The organism is Kordiimonas lipolytica (assembly GCF_001550065.1).
In genome coordinates this window covers 103,684-123,678 of the sequence record NZ_LRUB01000012.1, presented here as the reverse complement: position 1 = coordinate 123,678, position 19,995 = coordinate 103,684, and the positions used below count along the sequence as shown (strand labels likewise).

General features: G+C 57.9%; 19 protein-coding genes. 14 read left to right on the top strand and 5 right to left on the bottom strand.

Annotation, left to right across the window (positions count from 1 at the left end; all coding sequences use genetic code 11):
• Window positions 1-166 precede the first annotated feature (166 nt).
• Window positions 167-805 carry a DUF2306 domain-containing protein gene (locus KORM41_RS06675; RefSeq protein WP_068146443.1) on the top strand — a complete coding sequence of 213 codons (639 nt, stop codon included), beginning with the start codon at window positions 167-169 and terminating at the stop codon, window positions 803-805.
• A 12-nt stretch (window positions 806-817) separates the two neighbouring features.
• Here KORM41_RS06675 and KORM41_RS06670 read toward each other — a convergent pair whose 3' ends face one another.
• On the bottom strand, window positions 818-1,981 hold the full coding sequence (locus KORM41_RS06670; RefSeq protein WP_068146442.1) for a type III PLP-dependent enzyme: 1,164 nt from the start codon (window positions 1,979-1,981) through the stop codon (window positions 818-820).
• A 187-nt stretch (window positions 1,982-2,168) separates the two neighbouring features.
• Here KORM41_RS06670 and KORM41_RS06665 point away from each other — a divergent pair, with 187 nt between their 5' ends.
• The 5 genes from KORM41_RS06665 (at window position 2,169) to KORM41_RS06645 (ending at window position 6,659) form a co-directional block, all read left to right on the top strand.
• Window positions 2,169-2,795 (top strand): glutathione S-transferase family protein, encoded by a 627-nt coding sequence (locus KORM41_RS06665; protein ID WP_068146439.1) that lies wholly within the window; start codon window positions 2,169-2,171, stop codon window positions 2,793-2,795.
• Between the two features lie 223 nt (window positions 2,796-3,018).
• Window positions 3,019-3,732, top strand: a complete 714-nt coding sequence (locus KORM41_RS06660; RefSeq protein WP_231727176.1) for a substrate-binding periplasmic protein — start codon at window positions 3,019-3,021, stop codon at window positions 3,730-3,732.
• A gap of 179 nt (window positions 3,733-3,911) precedes the next feature.
• Window positions 3,912-4,706 carry a substrate-binding periplasmic protein gene (locus KORM41_RS06655; RefSeq protein ID WP_068146432.1) on the top strand — a complete coding sequence of 265 codons (795 nt, stop codon included), beginning with the start codon at window positions 3,912-3,914 and terminating at the stop codon, window positions 4,704-4,706.
• An 85-nt stretch (window positions 4,707-4,791) separates the two neighbouring features.
• Window positions 4,792-5,817 (top strand): hypothetical protein, encoded by a 1,026-nt coding sequence (locus tag KORM41_RS06650; protein ID WP_068146429.1) that lies wholly within the window; start codon window positions 4,792-4,794, stop codon window positions 5,815-5,817.
• 104 nt (window positions 5,818-5,921) lie between these two features.
• A complete protein-coding gene (locus KORM41_RS06645) occupies window positions 5,922-6,659 on the top strand; it encodes a substrate-binding periplasmic protein (RefSeq protein ID WP_068146427.1) in 738 nt (245 codons plus the stop codon).
• Window positions 6,660-6,674: 15 nt separating this feature from the next.
• On the opposite strand, the gene rimO is transcribed toward KORM41_RS06645, so the two are convergent.
• The gene (gene rimO / locus KORM41_RS06640; RefSeq protein ID WP_068146424.1) at window positions 6,675-8,024 is read right to left on the bottom strand and encodes a 30S ribosomal protein S12 methylthiotransferase RimO; all 1,350 of its coding nucleotides are present in this window, start codon (window positions 8,022-8,024) and stop codon (window positions 6,675-6,677) included.
• Between the two features lie 110 nt (window positions 8,025-8,134).
• Here rimO and KORM41_RS06635 point away from each other — a divergent pair, with 110 nt between their 5' ends.
• From KORM41_RS06635 to KORM41_RS06610, 6 genes are all read left to right on the top strand, one after another.
• The gene (locus tag KORM41_RS06635; protein ID WP_068146421.1) at window positions 8,135-9,139 is read left to right on the top strand and encodes an alpha/beta fold hydrolase; all 1,005 of its coding nucleotides are present in this window, start codon (window positions 8,135-8,137) and stop codon (window positions 9,137-9,139) included.
• A 117-nt stretch (window positions 9,140-9,256) separates the two neighbouring features.
• Entirely contained in the window at window positions 9,257-9,937 is a 681-nt protein-coding gene (locus KORM41_RS06630) for a hypothetical protein (protein ID WP_156431925.1), read from the top strand.
• A gap of 98 nt (window positions 9,938-10,035) precedes the next feature.
• Window positions 10,036-11,403, top strand: coding sequence for a S41 family peptidase (locus KORM41_RS06625; protein WP_068146417.1), 1,368 nt, complete (start codon window positions 10,036-10,038; stop codon window positions 11,401-11,403).
• Window positions 11,404-11,465: 62 nt separating this feature from the next.
• The gene (locus tag KORM41_RS06620; protein WP_068146414.1) at window positions 11,466-11,840 is read left to right on the top strand and encodes an STAS/SEC14 domain-containing protein; all 375 of its coding nucleotides are present in this window, start codon (window positions 11,466-11,468) and stop codon (window positions 11,838-11,840) included.
• A gap of 128 nt (window positions 11,841-11,968) precedes the next feature.
• Window positions 11,969-13,381: a pyridoxal phosphate-dependent decarboxylase family protein gene (locus KORM41_RS06615; protein ID WP_068146411.1), complete on the top strand. Its 1,413-nt coding sequence runs from the start codon at window positions 11,969-11,971 to the stop codon at window positions 13,379-13,381.
• Between the two features lie 53 nt (window positions 13,382-13,434).
• Complete coding sequence (locus KORM41_RS06610; protein ID WP_197421001.1) at window positions 13,435-14,169, top strand: substrate-binding periplasmic protein; 735 nt, start codon at window positions 13,435-13,437, stop codon at window positions 14,167-14,169.
• A gap of 67 nt (window positions 14,170-14,236) precedes the next feature.
• On the opposite strand, the gene KORM41_RS06605 is transcribed toward KORM41_RS06610, so the two are convergent.
• Window positions 14,237-15,322 carry a DUF6607 family protein gene (locus KORM41_RS06605; RefSeq protein WP_068146704.1) on the bottom strand — a complete coding sequence of 362 codons (1,086 nt, stop codon included), beginning with the start codon at window positions 15,320-15,322 and terminating at the stop codon, window positions 14,237-14,239.
• Between the two features lie 309 nt (window positions 15,323-15,631).
• On the opposite strand from KORM41_RS06605, the gene KORM41_RS06600 reads away from it, so the two are divergent.
• Window positions 15,632-17,707, top strand: a complete 2,076-nt coding sequence (locus KORM41_RS06600; protein WP_068146405.1) for a TonB-dependent receptor domain-containing protein — start codon at window positions 15,632-15,634, stop codon at window positions 17,705-17,707.
• Between the two features lie 18 nt (window positions 17,708-17,725).
• Window positions 17,726-18,277: a cytochrome b gene (locus KORM41_RS06595; RefSeq protein ID WP_068146401.1), complete on the top strand. Its 552-nt coding sequence runs from the start codon at window positions 17,726-17,728 to the stop codon at window positions 18,275-18,277.
• Here KORM41_RS06595 and KORM41_RS06590 read toward each other — a convergent pair.
• A complete protein-coding gene (locus KORM41_RS06590; RefSeq protein WP_068146398.1) occupies window positions 18,274-18,807 on the bottom strand; it encodes a hypothetical protein in 534 nt (177 codons plus the stop codon). The genes KORM41_RS06595 and KORM41_RS06590 overlap by 4 nt on opposite strands.
• Before the next feature lie 9 nt (window positions 18,808-18,816).
• Window positions 18,817-19,974, bottom strand: coding sequence for a signal recognition particle-docking protein FtsY (gene ftsY, locus KORM41_RS06585; protein ID WP_082719802.1), 1,158 nt, complete (start codon window positions 19,972-19,974; stop codon window positions 18,817-18,819).
• Window positions 19,975-19,995: the final 21 nt, after the last annotated feature.

Sequence of the window (19,995 nt, the reverse complement as noted above, 5' to 3'; positions counted from 1 at the left end):
GAGCTGGATAAAGTGTTGGCAACTTGTGCGTGGCTTGACAAGGCCTGATTGATTTTTATCGGTATTTTTACACTAAAGCCGGTAGTATCGGTACCGCACCGTTTGTGCCCTGGGGATAACAGGTGATGGCATGAATGGTATAGAGCGACTGATCGAGGGGAAAACCATGAAGACTGGCATGCTTGTGCTGATGACAATTCTATCGGTGTTGGTGGCCCTGTATGGCTGGGCGCTTATCTGGCCGGATAGCCCGGTCCAGAACGCGGGCATGGCGCACCATCTGGCTGAACGGCCAGTTGGCATGTATCTGCATTTCGGCTTTGGGCCGCTCGCTTTGGCGATCGGCGGCTTACAGTTCTTTGCCCGGCTGCGCACGCGATTGCCTGCGCTGCACCGCTGGGTCGGGCGTACCTACGTGCTGGCCTGCATGCTGTCGGCCGTTGGCGGTATCTGGCTGGCGATTGGCAGTGATAATGGCCCTGTGGCGCAATTGGGGTTCCTGTTGCTCGGTATTGCATGGATCATCACCACGGGTTTCGGATACTTGCGGGCCCGAGGGCGGCAGTTCGCTGACCATCAGGTCTGGATGATGCGGTCCTTTTCGCTGACCTTCGGGGCCGTAACGCTCAGGATCTACCTGTTCCTGGCGCTTGGCATGATGGGTCTGTCGTTCGAGGTCGCCTATCCGGCGATTGCCTATATCTCCTGGGTGCCGAACCTGCTGTTTGCGGAATGGCTGTTGCGGCGGCAAGCTACGCCAAGGGTTGCGGTCGGGGCGGCCCAGGCCACCCCGAAAACCAGCTAGATGTAATAGGCCTTAGATATAATAGGCTTTCAGCGGCGGGAAGCCGTTGAACTCAATGGCGCTATAGCTCGTGGTGTAGGCGCCGGTTGAGAACCAGTAAAGCCGATCCCCGATCGCGAGATTAAGCGGCAGGGGCACCTTCGCGTCTTCATACATGATGTCGGCGCTGTCGCAGGTTGGGCCGGCGATGATCGCCTCTTCCATTTCGCCCTGTTTTTCGGTGTAGATCGGGTATTTGATGGCTTCGTCCATGGTTTCAATAAGGCCGGAAAACTTGCCCACGTCCGTGAACACCCAGCGGTGCAGGGACGTGCGGGCCTTACGTGAGATCAGCACCACTTCGCTCACCAAGACACCGGCGTTGGCCACCATAGACCGGCCCGGTTCCAGGATAATTTCAGGCATGTCGTCGCCGAAATCTTCCTGAAGGAAGCGGGTGATTTCCTGGGCATAGGTTTCAAGCTCATGGGCGCGCATGGTGTAGGCACCGGGGAAGCCGCCGCCCATGTTGATCATCTTCAGCTCAATGCCGTCCTCAAGTTTGAGGCGCTCGAATATATTGGACACTTTCGCGATGGCCGCATCCCACGCGCCGATGTCGCGCTGCTGGGACCCAACATGGAAGGAAATGCCATAAGGCTCCAGCCCCAGGTCGCGCGCCAGGATCATCAGGTCGATCGCCATATCGTTCTGGCAACCGAACTTGCGGCTCAGGGGCCAATCGGCGGTGTGGGTGCCTTCTGTCAGCACGCGGGCATAGACCTTGGCGCCCGGAGCGGCTTTGGCGATATTCCTCAGGTCTGCTTCTGAATCTGTCGCGAACAGGCGTACCCCGCGTTCATAGAAATAGCGGATGTCCTTCGCCTTTTTTATGGTGTTGCCATAGCTCAGGCGGTCAGGGGATACGCCGGCTTCAAGCACGCGGTCCAGCTCATAGATGGAGGCGATATCAAAATTTGACCCTTTGTCCTTCAACAGGCCGATAATCTCGGGCGCTGGGTTCGCCTTCACCGCATAATAGATTTTTGCGGTGGGAAACTTTTGGCTGAGGTCATCATAGGCCTCATCAACCATGCCGGTATCCACCACAAGAAACGGGGTCTCATGTGTGTCGGCAAGGGCTTTGATGCGGTTGAACGTCTCTGGCGAATAATAGTCTTCGATTTGGGCACTCATTGGCGCGTGGGCCTTCCTGTAAAGCGCATTGGTGGCATTATGCCGGCCCGGTCGTCCGGGGAGGGGTAAAATACCATAATTGCGGGAAGGCCCAAATGAATAATGCGACCCTCAAGATATGGTTGGGCAGCGGAGCAAAAGGCCCTATTTCTTGAAATAAGGAAAAATGCAGGAGGGAGCAGAGCTCATGATCAGGGTGCATCATCTCAACAATTCGCGGTCTCAGCGTATCCTCTGGATACTGGAGGAAATGGGCCTTGAGTATGAGATTGTGCCTTATCAGCGGGATAAGGAAACCCGCCTTGCGCCCGACAGCCTGAAGCAGGTTCACCCGCTTGGCAAAAGCCCGGTGCTGGAAGACGGTGACCTGAAGATCGCGGAATCCGGCGCGATTGTGGACTATCTGGTCCGCACCTATGGCGGTGGGGAGTTCGGCCCCGGGGCGGGTGCGCAAGGCTATAATGCTTATATGGAATGGCTGCATTTTGCCGAAGGCTCTGCCATGTTGCCTTTCATGCTGGCGCTCTACACCGGGCGGCTTGGGGACGCGGCAGCACCGCTTGGACCGCGCATCCAGAGCGAGATTGCTAACCACCTGTCCTATATGTCGGATCGGCTGGGCGACCGGGATTTCTTTGTGAGGGACCAACTGACAGGGGCGGACATCATGCTGGTGTTCGTGCTTGAAGTGGCGGCTGTCAGCGGGGCCATTGGTGCCTTCCCGAACCTGAAGGCTTATCTGGAACGCATGCAGGCGCGTCCGGCCTATGGTCACGCGCTGGAGCGCGGCGGCCCATACCAGCTTGGGGCCTGAGGCGCTTTCCCCTGTTATGATTTAATTAATCAGTGGTCGGTATGCTGGGGCAGCCTTTCAAAAGGTTGGGGTTGCCTGCCAGGCTGAGCGTCGGCGAGGCACAGAGTGAAAGGACCACTGAACCTTGTTGCGCAGGTTTTTTCGAGTGCTGGCACATGCGAGTGCCGGATGCCGGGCGTTGGTTCTGGCTACATTTTGCGCCAACGGTCTGCTGGGTGCGCCAGTGCATGCCCACCCTCCAGCTTCCGACATTGTTATCTATACTGAAAGCTACCCACCCTATAGTTATCTGACCAAGGATGGACAGCTGGATGGCCTGTCCACCCGCCTTGTGCGCCGCCTGATGGACGAGACAGGGCTGACGTACCGTATCGTGCTGGTTCCCTGGACCCGTGCTTACCGCGCTACGCTTGAAGAAGACAATGCGCTTATTTTCACGATCGCCCGGTCAGAGGGACGGGAAGACCTGTTTGAATGGCTGGTGCAGCTGGGCAGCATCAAATTTCAGCTTTATGCCAGGCAAGAAGATAATCGTTTCGATAGCGAAATAAATTGGAACAAAGCAGGCTACCGCATTGCCTGCCTAGTGGATGATATCTCATGCCTGCTGGTAAAAGGGCTGAATGTACCTGAGCAATACATCTACCGGATCGCGGAAGTGAACCGGCCCGATGTGACGCTGGTGCTGGCAGGGCGGGCTGACCTTTATGTGGCAGAGAAAATCCACAATCTGTACCGGCTGAAGGCCCTTGGCGTGCCGGCAGATAGCCTCAAGGCAGTAAAGACGCTGGACGCGGGCGGGGACCTGTTCCTGGCGTCGGGGCTTGGCTTGAAGCCTGAACTGCGCGCCGCTGTCCTTGCAGCACAGGCCCGGCTGCAGGCGGCGGGCATTGCCATGACGCTGGACGCTGCCGACCTTGACAGCCTGCCTGAATAGGCGCGTGACGGCATAGCATCATACTCGCCCCACCATGGATGCCATGAAGGCGTCATAGACCGCTGAGGCGGTGGCTTCATAGGCCCTGCTGTTAACCAATTATTGATGGCTAATGACTACGATTAATTGCGAGGCGGTTTATGTAGGGCGTATTGACAACCGTATTGGGCGGAGTGGGTATGCATCGTGGATTCAAGTTCTGGCTGTTGAAGTTCTTGCTTCTGGGTGGGCTTTGGGTTGCGCCAGCATCGGCTTGGGCAACAGAGCCTTCTGCCGGTGAGCAGACCCTTACCGTCTATACCGAAGACTATCCCCCCTTCAATTATGCAAAGCCCGATGGGACGGTTGGCGGACTGGCAACAGAACGTGTGCGGCAAGTGCTGGACGCTGCCGGGCTGACCTATGAAATCAAGGTCGTTCCCTGGGCGCGGGCGATGAATTATGTGCGAACAAGGCCCGATGCGCTGATTTACACCATTACCCGCACGCCGCGCCGCGAATATGGTTTTGACTGGCTGGTCCTGCTGGCGGAATCAAATTTCCATATCTATGCGCGGGCAGACGAGACCCGTGCGGTCACCCGGGAGAATCTGGAAGCCGGCATGTTTACGGCCACCTGTGTGTCGGGGGACCTGTCGTGTGAGCTTCTTGTCTGGGCGGGTGTGCCGGTTGGCAAGATTACCCCCATCGCAAAGATGGGCACAGGCGACTTCCGCATGGTGCTGGCTGGCAGGGCTGACCTCTATATCAGCGATTTCGCAGCGAACCGGCGGCTCCGCAAAGCGGAAGGCTACGCGACGAACCTGACCAAACCTGTCATGCGGCTTGATAGTCGCGCGGGCTTTTATCTGGCGTCGGGCCTGAATGTGCCAGCGGACGTGCGCACCCGCATCAAGGCGTCCTACGAAAAGCTGAAGGCGTCGGGCGAGTATCAGTTGGTAAGTAGCGAGCCGTCCTCAGGAGGCGGGTACTAAGCCACCCCTTTCATTTTCCAAGGTCATTGGCTTCCATTGGTTTCCGTGCAATAAAAACCTTTCAGCGGATAAAAAGGGGACCGGCATGAAAGGTTTGCTGCATATTGGGATGCCCACAGCGCGGGCGTCCGCCATTCGGGACATGTTCCTTGCAGATGAGAGCAATAATTTCTATCTGGGCAAGGGGCCAACAAGCCATGTCCCCAGCCAAGTGCAATTCGCCCTTGAGACCGAACTGCTGCAAATCCCGAGTTACCATTATAATTCGGACCTGGTGGCTACCGTTTTCCGGCTCGGGCTTGAAAGCGCCGAGGAAAACGGCGCCGACGTCCTGATTGTCAGTGACGACAATATCGTCAGCCAGTCGGGCGACGGCTACGACAGCCACATGGTGCGCCTCAAGGCTGTGATGCCCGAGGACACGGTTGTTGTCCTTGTAATTCGTGAGCAGCTTGATTTTCTGCGTGCCTCCTATAAGCACGCTTTGGTCCATGACGGGCTGCGCGCCAGCTTCGACAATTTCGTCAAATATCACCTGCTGCGTGGCAGCAAGGGGCTGATGTCATGCCTGGATCATGTGTCGCTGGCCGGCGTGGCAGCGGCTCATTTCCACAAACTTGAAATCGTGCTTTATGAAGATCTGGCGGCAAACCCGCGGGCGCTTCACGACGTTCTGGAGCGCCATGGTATCGAGATCGATGCGGAACTGACCGACGTCGAAAATGAATTGTCTGATGCCGAAGCCTATCATTTCCAGCGCCTGTATCTGCGGCAGGGTATCGACCTGAGCGGTGACCGAAGCCTGATTTTTGGCGCCGATGACATGACGACGCTGGAGGCAAATCGCCCAATTTTTGACGACCTGCTGCAGGCCGAAGAAGTCCGTGTCGGCAGTATCATGGCGCTTGTCGGCGCCGCCAAGGAGGCGGTGAAGCATGAGCCTGATGTGTCGCTTGACTATAGCCTGAGCGAACAGACCGAGGCCCTATTGTTTCCGTTCCTTCGCCAGGTAAATAAACGCATGGTGGATATCATGGGGCTGCCGCTTGAGGCGCGGGGGTATATGTTGCCTGAGGCCGAAGAAGCGGCGCCAGCTGAGTTTGATTCCTGAAGCCCTTAGGCCGACTGTTAACCAATTGTTGAAACGGGCTGATATAGGCTCTTGATGCGTTTGGGAGACGGTCGAATAGTTGAGTGATTTGGTAGTAGTATAGCGTGTTCAGATTTCTTTCTCTCGCAATTTGGTTCGTGGTTGGTTTGCTGTTGCTGGCGCCCTTGGCGCGCGCGACAGGCCTTGTCGTCTACACCGAAGATTTCCCACCCTATAACTATCGTGGCCATGACGGTGAAGTTACAGGCACGTCTACGGAAAGGGTGCGCAAGGTTCTTGACCGGACAGGACTTGATTATCAGATCAGGCTGGTACCCTGGTCGCGCGCTGTTCAGCTGTCGAAATCAGATAACAATGCCCTGATCTTCACGCTTGCCCGCACGCCTGAGCGGGACCGCTTCTATGACTGGTTGATGCCGCTCATGCGGTCTGAATACCACCTGTTCACCCGCGCTGAAGACAGCCGTGAAGTTACGCTTGAAGCATTGAAAGCAGGGGATTTGCGTACGGCTTGCGTTACCGCCAATATCAGCTGCGAGATTTTGGCCTGGATGGGTGTGCCGGCAGACAAGATCACGCGGTTGCCGAACCAGGGAATTCTAGACCTGCAGATGGTGCTGGCCGGGCGTGCTGACGTTTATTTCAACGATCGGGAGGGTCATCAGGCCCAGTTGAAGCAGGCTGGCCTGTCAGCCGCCTTTTTCCGGGACGCCATGCGGGTGCCTTATGAGGGCGGCTTCTATTTGGCGGCGGGGCGGCAAGTGCCAGCGGGCGTGCGCGCCAAAATTCGCCAGGCCTATGATGCGCTTCTGCGTGCAGGCGAAATGACAGCGCCGCGCTAGACGTGAGGGGCTGGCTTACCAGTCCCAGTCGTCGTCCTCGTCTTCGTCGGCCACCACATGGCCATGAAGGTCATAGTCGTCGCTGGCGTCAATGTGCGCCATGACCATGTCGCCCGGTGAAAGCTCGGTCGCACCTTCAAGGTGTACCTGGCCATCGATCTCTGGCGCGTCGGCGTATGTGCGGCCCACGGCACCTTCGTCCGAGACCTCATCAATCAGCACAGCCATTTCCATGCCGACCCGGTTCTTCAGCTTTTCAGCAGAGATTTTCGCCTGCACTTCCATGAAGCGCTCCCAGCGTTCCTGCTTTACTTCCTCGGGCACGGGGTTTGGCAGCGCGTTTGCAGCAGCACCCTCCACCGGCTCATACTTGAAGCAGCCGACGCGGTCGAGCCTGGCTTCCTGCATCCAGTCCAGAAGATACTGGAACTGTTCCTCCGTCTCGCCGGGGAAGCCGACAATGAAGGTGGACCGGATGACGATTTCCGGAACAATCTTACGCCAGTTCTGAATGCGCTCCAGAACCTTGGCTTCATTGGCCGGGCGGCGCATGGCGCGCAAGACGTCGCGGTTCGCATGCTGGAACGGGATATCCAGATAGGGCAGGATCTTGCCTTCTGCCATCAGCGGGATCACGTCATCCACATGCGGGTAAGGGTAAACATAATGCAGGCGCACCCAGGCATCCAGGTTGCCAAGCTCGCGCGCCAGGTCTGTCATGTGGGCGCGTACCTCGCGGTCTTTCCACATCTCGGTCTGGTGCTTGAGGTCAAGGCCGTATGCGCTGGTGTCCTGGCTGATCACCAGCAGTTCCTGCGTGCCGGCTTCAACCAGCTTTTCGGCTTCGCGGAGCACCGCACGGATCGGACGGGACGCCAGGTCACCGCGCAAGGACGGGATGATGCAGAATTTACAGCGGTGGTTGCAGCCCTCTGAAATCTTCAGGTAGCTATAGTGCCGCGGCGTGAGGCGGAGGCCGCTTTCAGGCACCAGATGGGTGTAGGGGTCATGTGGTTGGGGCGCAGCCTTGTGCACTTCACCCACCACCTGCTCATACTGGTGTGGGCCGGTGACGGCCAGCACGCCTGGCACCACTTCCCTGACAGCACCTTCATCCACGCCCAGGCAGCCGGTCACAATCACCTTGCCATTCTCGTTCATGGCTTCCTTGATGGCACTGAAGCTTTCTTCCTTGGCGCTGTCGATAAAGCCGCAGGTGTTGACCACCACAACATCGGCGCCTTCATATTCGGTCGCGATCTCATAGCCTTCGGAGCGAAGCTTGGTAAGAATCCGCTCGCTGTCCACCAGCGCCTTGGGGCAGCCAAGGGACACAAAACCGACTTTTGAAGTATGCGTGGTCATGGTTTAGTGTGTATCCTGCAATAACTTGTATAGCGTCATAATTTTGGCGGCTTATACAGAGTTTCTGGGGGAATTGCCAGCGCGAAGCGTACCGGATGGGGGAGCCAGCAATGCAGCAAATAAAGAAGTACGGGATAAGGTTCGTTGGGGTGGTGGTGCTCCTTGTTGGGGTATGGGCCCTGTATCACCAGATCGCCACTGTCAGGAGCGCGGAAAAGTACCCCGCGCCGGGTGAAATGGTGGATGTGGGCGACAGGCGTCTGCATATGCTGTGCCGGGGCAATGGTGATGGCCCTACTGTTGTGCTGGTGTCTGGGCTGTCGGCGATATCCTATTATGCCTGGCCCGATATTGCCGTTCCCCTTTCGAAGGAAACCAGAACCTGCCTTTATGACCGTGCCGGATACGGCTGGAGCGACCCATTTGACGGAGAGCTGGACCTTGATATAGCCGTTGCGGACTTGGCGCGCATTGTGGATGCGGCGGGTGGTGGCAAGCCGGTTATCCTGGTCGGGCATTCCTATGGCGGCCTGCTGGTGCGCCAATATGCTCTCAAGTCGCCGGAACATGTTGCTGGGTTAGTGCTTTTGGATAGTAGCCATGAGCAGAGCTACAGCCGCTTCCCAAAGGACGACAGCTTCCCCACGGGCAAGCCTGATTTGATCGCGGGCTTTGGGGCAGCAGTTGGATATTATCGCTTCCTTGCGGACTTCTGGATAACAAAAGAAGGCGTCGACTATCTCTCAGACCAGGAATTCGATCAGTTGATGGAGCTCTATGTCCACACCGAGTATCATCTGGCTGTGAACGCGGAGCTCAGGGACGTGTTGGAGCGGGACTTTAGCCCGGTCTCCGCGGGTACCTTGGGTGACATGCCGCTTGTTGTATTGTCACGCGATACCAATGTCACAGACGGCTTGCCGCTCGACTTGAGGCAAGAAGCTGTCTGGGCCGAAATGCAGCAGGAACTGGCCCGGATATCCACCAACGGCCGGATTGAAACACTCGAGGGCGCCAGCCACAATTTCACGCTGGAGAGGCCAGGAAAGATTATTTCTGCCGTGCTGGCAATCAGAAGCGAACTGGCTGAAAAGCAGGTCAATGCTGCGCCATAGCAGCTGCCAAGACTAAAATCAGGTTTTATCTACTTTTTAGGGTGGCGTTAAATATATGTCTCATATAGATATTTAACGCCTTCAGGTGGGATGGCCTTATTGCCAGCGGAGAAAGACTTGACCAATTCTGCAGAGACGAGCCGGCTCCGTACGGCGATAGTCGTGATACTGCTTCTGGTGGCGAACGGTGCAATGGTCCATTGGTACTGGACGCTGTACCGTGACATGGGGATGTTGAATATCGCCTGGACCCGGTCATCGCAGGCAACCATCGAACGTGCGGCCCATTTGGCGCAAATTGAGCGCACCATCGGCTATGGCGAATTTATCCATAATTTCAAAAACTATGTGCTTCGGCGTACGGATGTCTATGAACAGCGTACGGCTGCGTCCCTGGCGAAGCTTGACCAGGCGATTGAGGCCATGCTGGAGTTTTCCATGTCGGCCGAGGACCGCGAGGATGTTCTGGTGATCGAGCAGACAGTTGATGCTTATCGCAAGAATTTCGAGCGAGCAAAGGAAGTGGGTTGGCGTGGCTTGTCTGCCCATGAACTTGATGAGCTGGTGAAGGTGGATGATGGTCCGGCGGTTGAGGCTTTTGAAGCCATCCGCGGGCGGTTGCTGCCAACATTTCAAGCCAACTTGCTAGAGCATAGGCGGCAGATCGACAGTCTGTGGCAGGGCGTGGCGGTTGGCGCACTTGTGGCGGTGCCACTTATGTTGATCAATTGCCTGTTCATTGTCTGGGGCGGGTTGCGGTTGATTGCACGCCGACGCCGGAATGTGCCGGTTTCCTGAGGATCAAGCATCCTCCAAGTTTGCACTTTTTCTTTCAAACAGCACTTTGAAACCACGCTTATTTGGCTAAGATGGCTCCGATTTTTTTGGGAGTTGTTATGTCGCGTTCCGCGTTTCTTATTCCGTTTCTGATGATGGTGATCTTGTGCTCAGCAGCTGCAACAGCGGCTGATCTAGACGGCGTATGGCAAACGGAAGGCTATGGCTATCTGTTTGATGTGAACGGCGCTGACGTCACCATTTATGAAACAACGCCCATTAGCTGCCTGCGAAGTGGCCTGGTGCCAGGCGCTCTTGAGGTGTTGAACGATGATGAGGTCGAGGCCCGTTTTCCGGTTTCCCTTCCCGGCTTTATCGACGCCGACATGGAAGTCTGGCCCGGACCGGATGCGAGCAAACGGTTCCATCGGACCGACACCAACACCTTTATGACCGCCACAAGGCTGACTAAATTGCCAGAGCTGTGCACGGCTGATGCGCCTGCCGCGCCGGGAGACACCGTGGCGGTGTTCATGGAGACCTTCAAAGCGCACTATCCCTTCTTTTCTGAAGGGCAAAGTGGCTGGCAGGTGCCGGATACAGGCGATATCGCAACCGACCAGCAGCTTTTCGACTATCTCACAGGGCTGATGGCGCCCCTTGAGGATGCCCATACCGCGCTTGTGGCCCCTTCGCTTGATGCCATGTATTTCGGCGCGGAAGGGGCATCCCGGTCTGTGCCGGAGGAAGACCGCGCCCGCGGGTTTGAGATTGTCGACAACCGGTACCTGAGGAGTCCGCTTGCACCATACGGCAGGGGCATGCTGGGCTATGCGGAGCTGGCGCGGGGCATCGGATACCTTCGCATACACGGTTTTTCCGATTTCAGCGCAGCGGGCACACCGGATGCCAACTTGGCCGCCTTCGAGCGTGCGCTGGACGACTTTTTTGACCCCATCCACGGCCTGGCCGGGCTGGTGATCGACCTGCGCGACAACGTAGGCGGGTCTGACGCGCTGGCCATTGCGCTGGCGAAGCGCTTGGTTGAAGAGGAGTATGTCGCCTACACCAAGCAGGCCTACTTGGGTGTCGAGGGCGACACCGGCTGGACGGACGAGGCGGCCACCTGGGTACAGCCCAGCGACCGCGAGAGCTTCTGGGGGCCGGTTGTGGTGCTGACGGGCCCAGACAGCATCAGTGCCGCCGAAACCTTCCTGATGGCACTGATGGCCCGGACGCCTGAAGCGACCCGCATTGGCGACAACACCCGCGGCGCCTTTGCGGACATGCTGCCGCGCATTTTGCCGAACGGCTGGCTGTTTGCCCTGCCGAATGAGCGGTATCTGGACGCAGGCGGCGTGAGCTATGACCGGTCGGGCATTCCGCCACACATTCGTGTGCCAGTGTTCACGGATGAAGACCTTGCCGCCGGGCGGGACAGCGCGCTGGATGCCGCGCTCAAGATGCTGACGACAAAGGCGCGGTAGCCACAGTTTGTCTTTTCACGGGTAGCTGTGAGGGCTATGATCCTTGGAAAACGAGGGCGTTTGTGACCATCAAGCTGACATGGACGGAAGACAGCGTTGAAGTGCATGTGGACGGGGATTTCCCGAACCAGATGGTGGCTATCAACAAGGCCATCACAGGCGATCCGCGTCACCGGAAAATCAGCCGCATGCTTATTGACGCGCTGGATGCCGACCATTTCTATGCCGATAGCTATCTGCTGAGCACCATCGCGGAGATGGACATCATGGCCTATCAGGGAGGGCCCAGAATGCGGCTTGCTGTGGTCACAGACAACAGGAAGATGGCAAAGATCGTTGAGGCCTACTCAGCCCACTATGAAAGCCTGAAGCCCGGCGCGATGATATCCAAAGTGTTCAGGGACCTGGAGGCCGCCCGCGCCTGGCTTCGTGAGTGACATTAGCCTGTTAGTCGCCTAAGTCGCAATTTCCCGTTGACGCTGTTTCATTTGAATTTCCCCCATGTATAGTGCTGTCTGCCCATAAGGGATCATGATCAGGAGACCGCCCAAGATGGATAGTCGAGATGGATAGTAAAGAGTTTCGCAAAAACGCCCACGATATTATCGACTGGATCGCCGACTATATGGACGGCGTGCGCGACTATCCCGTGCGTTCGCAAGTGGCGCCGGGCGAGGTGCGCGCCAAGTTGCCGGATACCCCGCCCGAGGAGGCAGAAAGCTTTGACCAGCTGATGGCGGATTTCAAAGACACCATCCTGCCCGGCGTCACCCACTGGCAGCACCCGCGTTTCTTCGCCTATTTCCCTGCCAATGTGACGCCCGAGAGCCAGCTTGCCGAAATGCTGATCAGCGCCATGGGCATCAACGCCATGCTGTGGGAAACCAGTCCCGCGGCGACGGAGCTTGAAGAAGCCATGATGGACTGGCTGAAGGATATGCTGGACCTGCCGCGCGCCTGGGACGGGGTCATCCAGGATACGGCGTCATCTGCCACCTTCTGTGCTGTTCTCGCCGCCCGCGAACGCGCGACCGGCTGGAAGGTGAATGAAACCGGCCTTCAGCATGCGCCCATGATGGCTTTCTATACGTCTGCCGAAGCACACAGTTCGCTTGAGAAAGCCGTGAAGATGGCAGGGCTTGGCCGCGTGTCGATCCGCCTTGTGCCGACTGATAAAGACCACGCCATCCAGCCGACGGCGCTTTCAGCCATGATGGAAGAAGACCGCAAGGCCGGCATCATTCCGGCAATGGTGATGGCCACTGTGGGCTCCACCAGCGTGGGGGCGGCTGATCCCCTTAAGGCCATTGGTGTGATTGCGCGGGCGAACAAGGCCTATTTCCATGTGGATGCCGCCTGGGCCGGCAGCGCCATGATGTGCCCGGAATTCCGGTACCTGCTGGACGGTGTAGAAAGCGCCGACAGTTTCGTCTTCAACCCGCATAAATGGATGGGTGTGCAGTTCGACTGTACGGCCCACTTCGTGCGCGACCGCGACACGCTTGTGCGCACGCTTACCATCCTGCCCGCCTACCTTGAAACCCGCGAAGGCACCCGGGTGAAGGATTACCGTGACTGGGGCGTGCAGCTGGGCCGCCGCATGCGGGCGCTGAAGCTTTGGTTCGTCATTCGCCTGCGCGGGCTTGAAGGCCTTCGCGCCATGTTCCGAAACCATGTGGCCTGGACGCTGGACCTGGCGGCCAAAATCCGCGAAACGGATGGGTTTGAGCTGGTCACTGGGCCGAACCTGTCGCTGCTGACCTTTCGTGTGCTCCGCCAAGGCATGGACAAGGAAGAACAGGACGCCCTGACAGAAAAGCTGCTGGCGAAGGTGAATGATGACGGCTTTACCTATCTCACGCGGACGCTTGTGAACGGTCGACCAGTGATCCGTTTCCAGGTGGGGCAGGTGCAGACCACGAAAGATGACGTTATGGCCGCATGGCGCCGTGTGGCGGAATTGGAGGAAGATCTGTAATCTAATCTTAGGATTTAGATTGCTATGCTGCCCAGGTGGTAATGGAGAATGGTTTGATAAAATATTATGCAGCTATGGTCGTTCTTGGGGTGCTTTGGGTAGCGCGCCCAGTCATGGCTGCGGATGTCGTAGTCTATACCGAAAATTACGGTGATTTTAATTCAGTTGATGATAGTGGCCAGGTGGTCGGCCCTGCGGCAGACCTGATCCGCCAGGTGATGGGTGAAACCGGGCTGGATTATGACATCAAGCTGGTGCCCTGGAACCGGGCTTATACACTCGCGACCAAGCTGGATAATGCGCTTATCTATGCGCTCTTGCGCCAGTCCGAGCGAGAGCCGAATTTCCACTGGCTTTTTCCTGTCTTTGAGACCCCGCTCTATCTGTATGGCCGACAGGGTGAAGACCGTCCGATCACCATCGAAGCCCTCAAGCAGGGGCGCTATACGGCAGCCTGCATGCTGGGCGATGCCTCCTGCCTGATCCTGCGGGACCTTGGCATGCCGAAAGACAAAATCTTCGAAGTCGCCGATTCCCATCGGGGCGAAATGAAGGTGGTGGCTTCTGGCCGTGCGGACGTTTTTATCGCGCAGGAACTTCACCATCTGGAGGACGGCAAGCTGGTGATGGACCCGGATTTCATGAAGCTGGAACAGCTGCCGGATACCCAGCGCTTCTACCTGGCTGCGGGCAAGCAGGTTCAGCCCGGGCTGGTGGAAGCGGTGCGCCAGGCATACGAAAGCCTGAAGACCAGCGGTGATCTTTTGTCGGTCCACCCCCAGCATTAACCGCCAGCCCTGCTGCCTAAACAGGCATAAGGAAGGGCAGGCAACAAGGTCGCCTACCCCTTTGATTTTATCGGCTGTAGCCGCCTTCTGATTGCTCCGTCGCCTCGGCACGCAGGCGCGTGAGGGGTGCTGCGGGGTTGGTGTCGACATAATCATGCAGGACCGCCAGCGCTTCCTCTGCCGCATCTTTCGCGCCTCTCTTGCCGTCTGCCACGTCAGACGCGATGCCCAAAATCTGCATATAAAGCTCTGACGGTTCCCCCAGAAGCGTCAGAGCCACCACATCATTCTCAGTGAAAAGCGTGTCCCATTCGCCGCGGATTTCAGCCCAGAAATCCTGGGTGGCCTGCCAGTATTCCGTCCCCACTTCCGTCTTGAAGTCAGCAAAATGATCATAGGTGTTTACGCCGATTTCACGCACCAGTAGCCTCGGTGCATCGCCGGTGAGCACCAATTTGGAATTATCCTGTTCATGGACCCAGCCGTGCGGCGTGAGTGCATGGCGGTTGACGGCCTCGATCACATGATAGTCGTCGCGCTTGGTGGCATCCCGGCGCGGCAGGGGGCGCCAGCTTGGGGGCGATGTCCAGGCGGAGGTGCCGCCTGAATGGCCCCATGCAGCCACGGCAGCATAGCGCGGCGCATCATCCACCTGATAGACGGTTTGCGACCATTTGCCAGCGCGCTCCGCTTTTGTCAGGACTTGCTTTTGCCAGGTGTTGGCGCCCTTGAAGGCCATGATGGTGGCGGGCTCATACTGCCAGTCCTGGCGCCAGTGTTTGATGGGCATGAAGGGGACCTTTTCGCCGTCACCCACCACCAGAATATGCTGCAGGCTGATGAAGTCGCCACGGTCTTCGATCACGCGCACCATTTCATAGCCGCCGGTCTTGTAGCGTTCCTTCGGGGTGTAACCCTCCTTGAAGGACACAGTCTCCTGGAAATCGAACGTCACCTTATAGTCGCCAGCCATCGCAAGAATGGCGGCCCGGTCAGCTTTGAAGTCAGTCTCTACCGCCGCGGGCGTTTTTACTGGGGCCTTTGCGGTAATGGCTGGTTGGGTGTTTGCCGCGCAGGCCGACAGCAGCATCAGCCCGGCTGCCAGCATGGCTTGCCTGACCGGCCGCCAGCTCTGGATCGCTTTGTTGGTCATCTCTTGTTCCTCTTGCTTGATAAAATAATAATAATTCTGACTTGCATTATTAAAAAGCTTCACCTATGAGGCTATTAATGAAATTAAGAATCATTTGCAATAACTATTTACATGCCTCAGGCAAAACCGCTCGGGTCCCCACAGAACTCTGCAGAAAGCTCTCGAGAGAAATCTTCAGAGAGTTCTTCTGAGCAATCAGAAGAGCTCGCAGGAACTCAGGAGAGTTCAAGCGAATTGAGGGGGGCTTCGCAGGTGAGATGGCAGTCGCGGCGGCGCTGGCGGGCATATTTGATCAAGGGAAGCAAGACTATGTACCAGTTTGTGAAAGTGAAGGCCGGGCTTTGCGCCGGCGTTTCCATGTTCGCCACGCTGCCTGCAGTGGCAGAGACAGTGGCCGACATTACCGAAATTTCGGTAAGTGCCACCAAGAATGAGGTGGAAGCCTTCAGCGTGCCTGCGTCAGTCAGCGTGGTCACGCGCGAGGAAATGGATGATCTTCTGGCCGCCAGTGTGTCTGACCTGTTCGTTTCCGTCCCCGGCCTCAGCTTTGATGGCGGGCCCCGGCGCACAGGCGAAACGCCCACGATCCGCGGCGTCGCGGGTGAAGGTGTCGTTGTGCTGTTTGATGGCGTGCGACAAAGCTTCCTCTCTGGCCACGATGGGCGTTTCTTTATCGAACCCGACCTTCTGGGAGCGGCGGAGGTCGTGCGCGGCGGTGGGTCATCGCTTTATGGCTCCGGTGCCGTGGGCGGCGTGATCAGCATGCGCACGCTTGATGCTGCCGATCTTCTTTCGGACGGCGAGCGGGCTGGCTACCGGCTCAAAGCTGGCTTTCAGGTCGCGAGCAATGAGTGGATGACCGGCGCCACGGTATTTGGCCAGTCTGCGGATGGCCGCCTTGACGGGATCGCCAGCCTGACCTTCCGCCAGTCCGGAGACATTGGGCTTGGCGACGGCACCACGCTCTCTGCCGACGATGAGATCGGCTCAGGCCTTGTGAAAGCCAGCTACCAGGCAACGGATGCCTTGCGCCTGAGCGCCAGTTGGATGGGATACCGTAATGACGCCATCGAACCCAACAATGGCCAGGGCAATAATGAAGGTGACTTGATGGCCAAGCGTGTTGTCAGCGACACTTTCCGTCTGGGCACGCACTTCAACCCCGAAAGCCAGCTTATAGACCTGCAGGCTGTGGCCTATATCAACAAGGCGCGGGTGGATGAAGATGACCTGGATACGGACCGCATCATCGGCCGTGATGTGGAAACCAAGGGTTTTACCCTTGATAACCGCAGCCGCTTCGCGCTTGGGCGAAAAGCGAATGTCACCTTCACCTACGGCGCGGAATATTACCGCGACGAACAGGTGGGCAGCGACAACATGACAGCTGACGGCACCCGGGGCGGCGTGCCGGACGCGGTGGCCAACACCACCGGCCTGTTTTCGCAAGTCGAACTGTCGCTCGATACGCCGGTGGGGGCATTCTATGTGGTGCCCGGCGTGCGCTATGACAGCTTCAAGAACAAGGCCTTGGGTGAGACGCTGGAGACAGATGAAAGCGCCACGTCGCCCAAGTTTGCCGCCACGTGGGAGCCGATAGAAAACCTGATGCTGTTCGCCAGCTACGGCGAGGCGTTCCGCGCCCCATCCTTCAATGAGATCTTCGCGGACGATGTGCATTTCACCATCCCGCTTGGCCCCACGCTTCAGGCACCCAACTTCTTCATACCCAACACGGACCTGAGGCCTGAGCGGTCAAAGACATGGGAGTTTGGCGCGGGTGTGGACTTCGCTGATCTCTTCACAGGTGGGGACCGCCTCACCATGAAGGGGTCCTACTTCACGTCTGATGTCACGGACCTGATCGACCTTGAAGTGAATTTCGAATTTTCCATGGCCTGCTTCGTGCCCGGGTTTCCCGGCACCTGCAACGCGGGCACCAGCCGCAATGTCAACACGGGCCGCGCCACCATGGACGGGTTTGAGCTTGAAGCGGTTTATTCGAGCCCACGCGTGCGCTTGGCGGCGTCCTATTCCAGCGTAAATGGCCGGGACAAGGATACGGGCGACTATGTCGGTATCCTTTCGCCAAACCGCCTGTTCACGTCTGCCGAACTGAAGCTGCCGGAAATTGACGCCAAGCTGGGCACGCGGGTCACGCTCGCGGGCCGGTTTGACAAGGTGGATGACGTGGCTGAAGAACGCCCGGCTTACGAAACGGTGGATGTGTTCCTGGTGTGGCAGCCGCAGGGTGGCCTTGACGGCCTGCGTATCGACCTTGGGGTTGATAATCTCTTTGATACAGCAGCCGAGCGCGTGTTCGCAGGTGTCGTGGACGCGGGCCGGAATGCGAAGGTCCGTGTTGGCTGGACCGGAAAATTTTAAGGCATGAGGGCTAGAGACATGTGGAATAGCGCTGAAGGATATGGCTGGCTTGCCAAAGGGCTGCACTGGTTAGTGGCTTTGCTGATGGTCGGGCTGTCGGTTTTGGGTTTCATCTTCGCGGATATGCCGCGCGGGGATGAGAAAACAGAGCTTCTCATCCTTCATGCCTCCTTCGGGCTTTTGCTGCTTGCGGTCATGGTGGTTCGGCTGGGTGTGCGCCTTAGAAGTGCGCGCCCGGCGCCGCTTCAACCGGATGCCAAACGTATGAATGCGCTGGCGCACAGTGTGCACCTGGCGCTGTATCTTGGCGTGTTCCTGGTTATCGCCGCTGGCATGCTGACGCTGATGACCGTTGGCTGGGATGTGCCCTTCTTCAGCTTGTTCGCGGTGCCGACACCGTTCGAGCGGGATATGGACCTGCACCATCTGTTCGAGGAAATCCACATCTATGGCTGGTGGGCGCTGGCGGGGTTTGCAGGGCTGCATCTTGTCGGCGCGCTTTATCACGCCTTTGTTCTGAAGGACGGCACGTTCAGCCGCATGGGGCGCGAAAAGACGGCGGCTGACTAACCAGCTGTCTTCTTTCGGGGCAGCCCTTTGATGGCCGGGTTGCTACCAATTTCAAATCCAAGCTCCCGCACATGTTGCGGGGCTTCCGGCAGGCAGGTGGCCAGGCGAAAGGCCGCATACAGTTGCACCGGGTTGGCTGAATGATCGGCCACTGCTTCAAGAAGCGCGAAATATTCCTTGCCGTAGCTTTTGAAGACTTCCCGAAGCCGCATCGGCATGTCGCGCCACAATTGGTTTTCCAGATTGTGGTGGGACGCGAGCAGCGCGTTCAGGCGCTCAAGCTTTGCGGGCGTTGCGGATGCGAAAGCACCCCTCAGGGCTGAGGCGTAGCTGGCGGCATAGTCAAAACTGGCCTGCGGGCTTAGGGGCTCGGGCGCATCGCCTTCTTCCTCAACCGGGGTCAGCCATCGGCCATTCTGGATCGCGGCGATGATCGGCGCAGATTGCTTGCGGTCCCACAGCCAGAAAACCAGATAGCCAAGCGCAAAGGCTATGGCTCCAAAAGCGACGTAATAGATCAGCTCACCCAAAGCGGTACCCTAGTCTTCAATGCCGACAAGGGCGCGGGCGAACTCGCGCGCGTCGAAAGGCTGCAGGTCCTCGATCGCTTCACCAACACCAATGGCATGCACGGGCAGGCCGAACTTTTCGGCGCAGGCCACCAGCACCCCGCCGCGGGCGGACCCGTCCAGCTTGGTCATGATGATGCCGGTGATGTTCGCAAGCTTCTGAAACACTTCCACCTGATGAACCGCGTTCTGGCCGGTGGTGGCATCCAGCACGATCACCGTGTCATGCGGCGCGCCCTCAACCTTCTTGCCGATCACGCGTACGACTTTCGCCAGTTCCGCCATCAGTTCCTCACGGTTCTGCAGGCGGCCAGCGGTGTCGATCAGCAGCACGTCAGTGCCTTCATTTTGCGCGCGCTCAACGGCTTCGAACGCCAGCGCAGCGGCGTCCGCGCCAATCTCTTTCGTGACAACGGGCACACCGTTCCTGTCGCCCCACACCTGAAGCTGTTCGACCGCTGCGGCGCGGAACGTATCCCCCGCCGCCAGCATCACGCTCTTGCCTTCCTCACGGAATTTCTTCGCGAGCTTGCCGATGGTGGTGGTTTTGCCCGCGCCGTTCACACCCGCCATCAGGATAATGTGCGGTTTGTGGCCTTTGTTCACATCAAGCGGCTTGGCGACGGGGGTGAGGATTTTCTCAACCTCTGCGGCCAGAACGTCCTTCACCTCGTCGCCGGTGATTTCCTTGTCGAACCGGTCTTTCGCCAGCGTGCCGGTGAGCTTGGATGCAACAGAGACACCAAGGTCGGACGTGATCAGAAGGTCTTCAAGTTCCTCTAATGTGTCATCATCCAGCTTGCCCTTGGTGAAGATATCCGCAATGCCGCCAGAGATGGCGCTGGTGGATTTCCTGAGGCCGTCTTTCAGGCGCTGGAACCAGCTTTTCTTTTCAGCGGGTTTTTCTTCAGCGACCGGTTCAGCGACAGGCTCGGGCTCAGGTTCCGGCGCGGGCTCAGGCGTAGACTCAAGTTCTGCTAAAGGCTCAGCAACAACTGGCGTGGGCACCACTTCTGCGGCTTCTGCGACCTGCTCTTCAACCTTGGCTTCCGGCTTGGCTTCCGGCTGCGCTTCCGTTTCGGATTTCTTACCAGTCAGGCGCTGGAACCAGCTTCTTTTCTCGCTCACGCCCAGGGGCTCCTTTTTTTA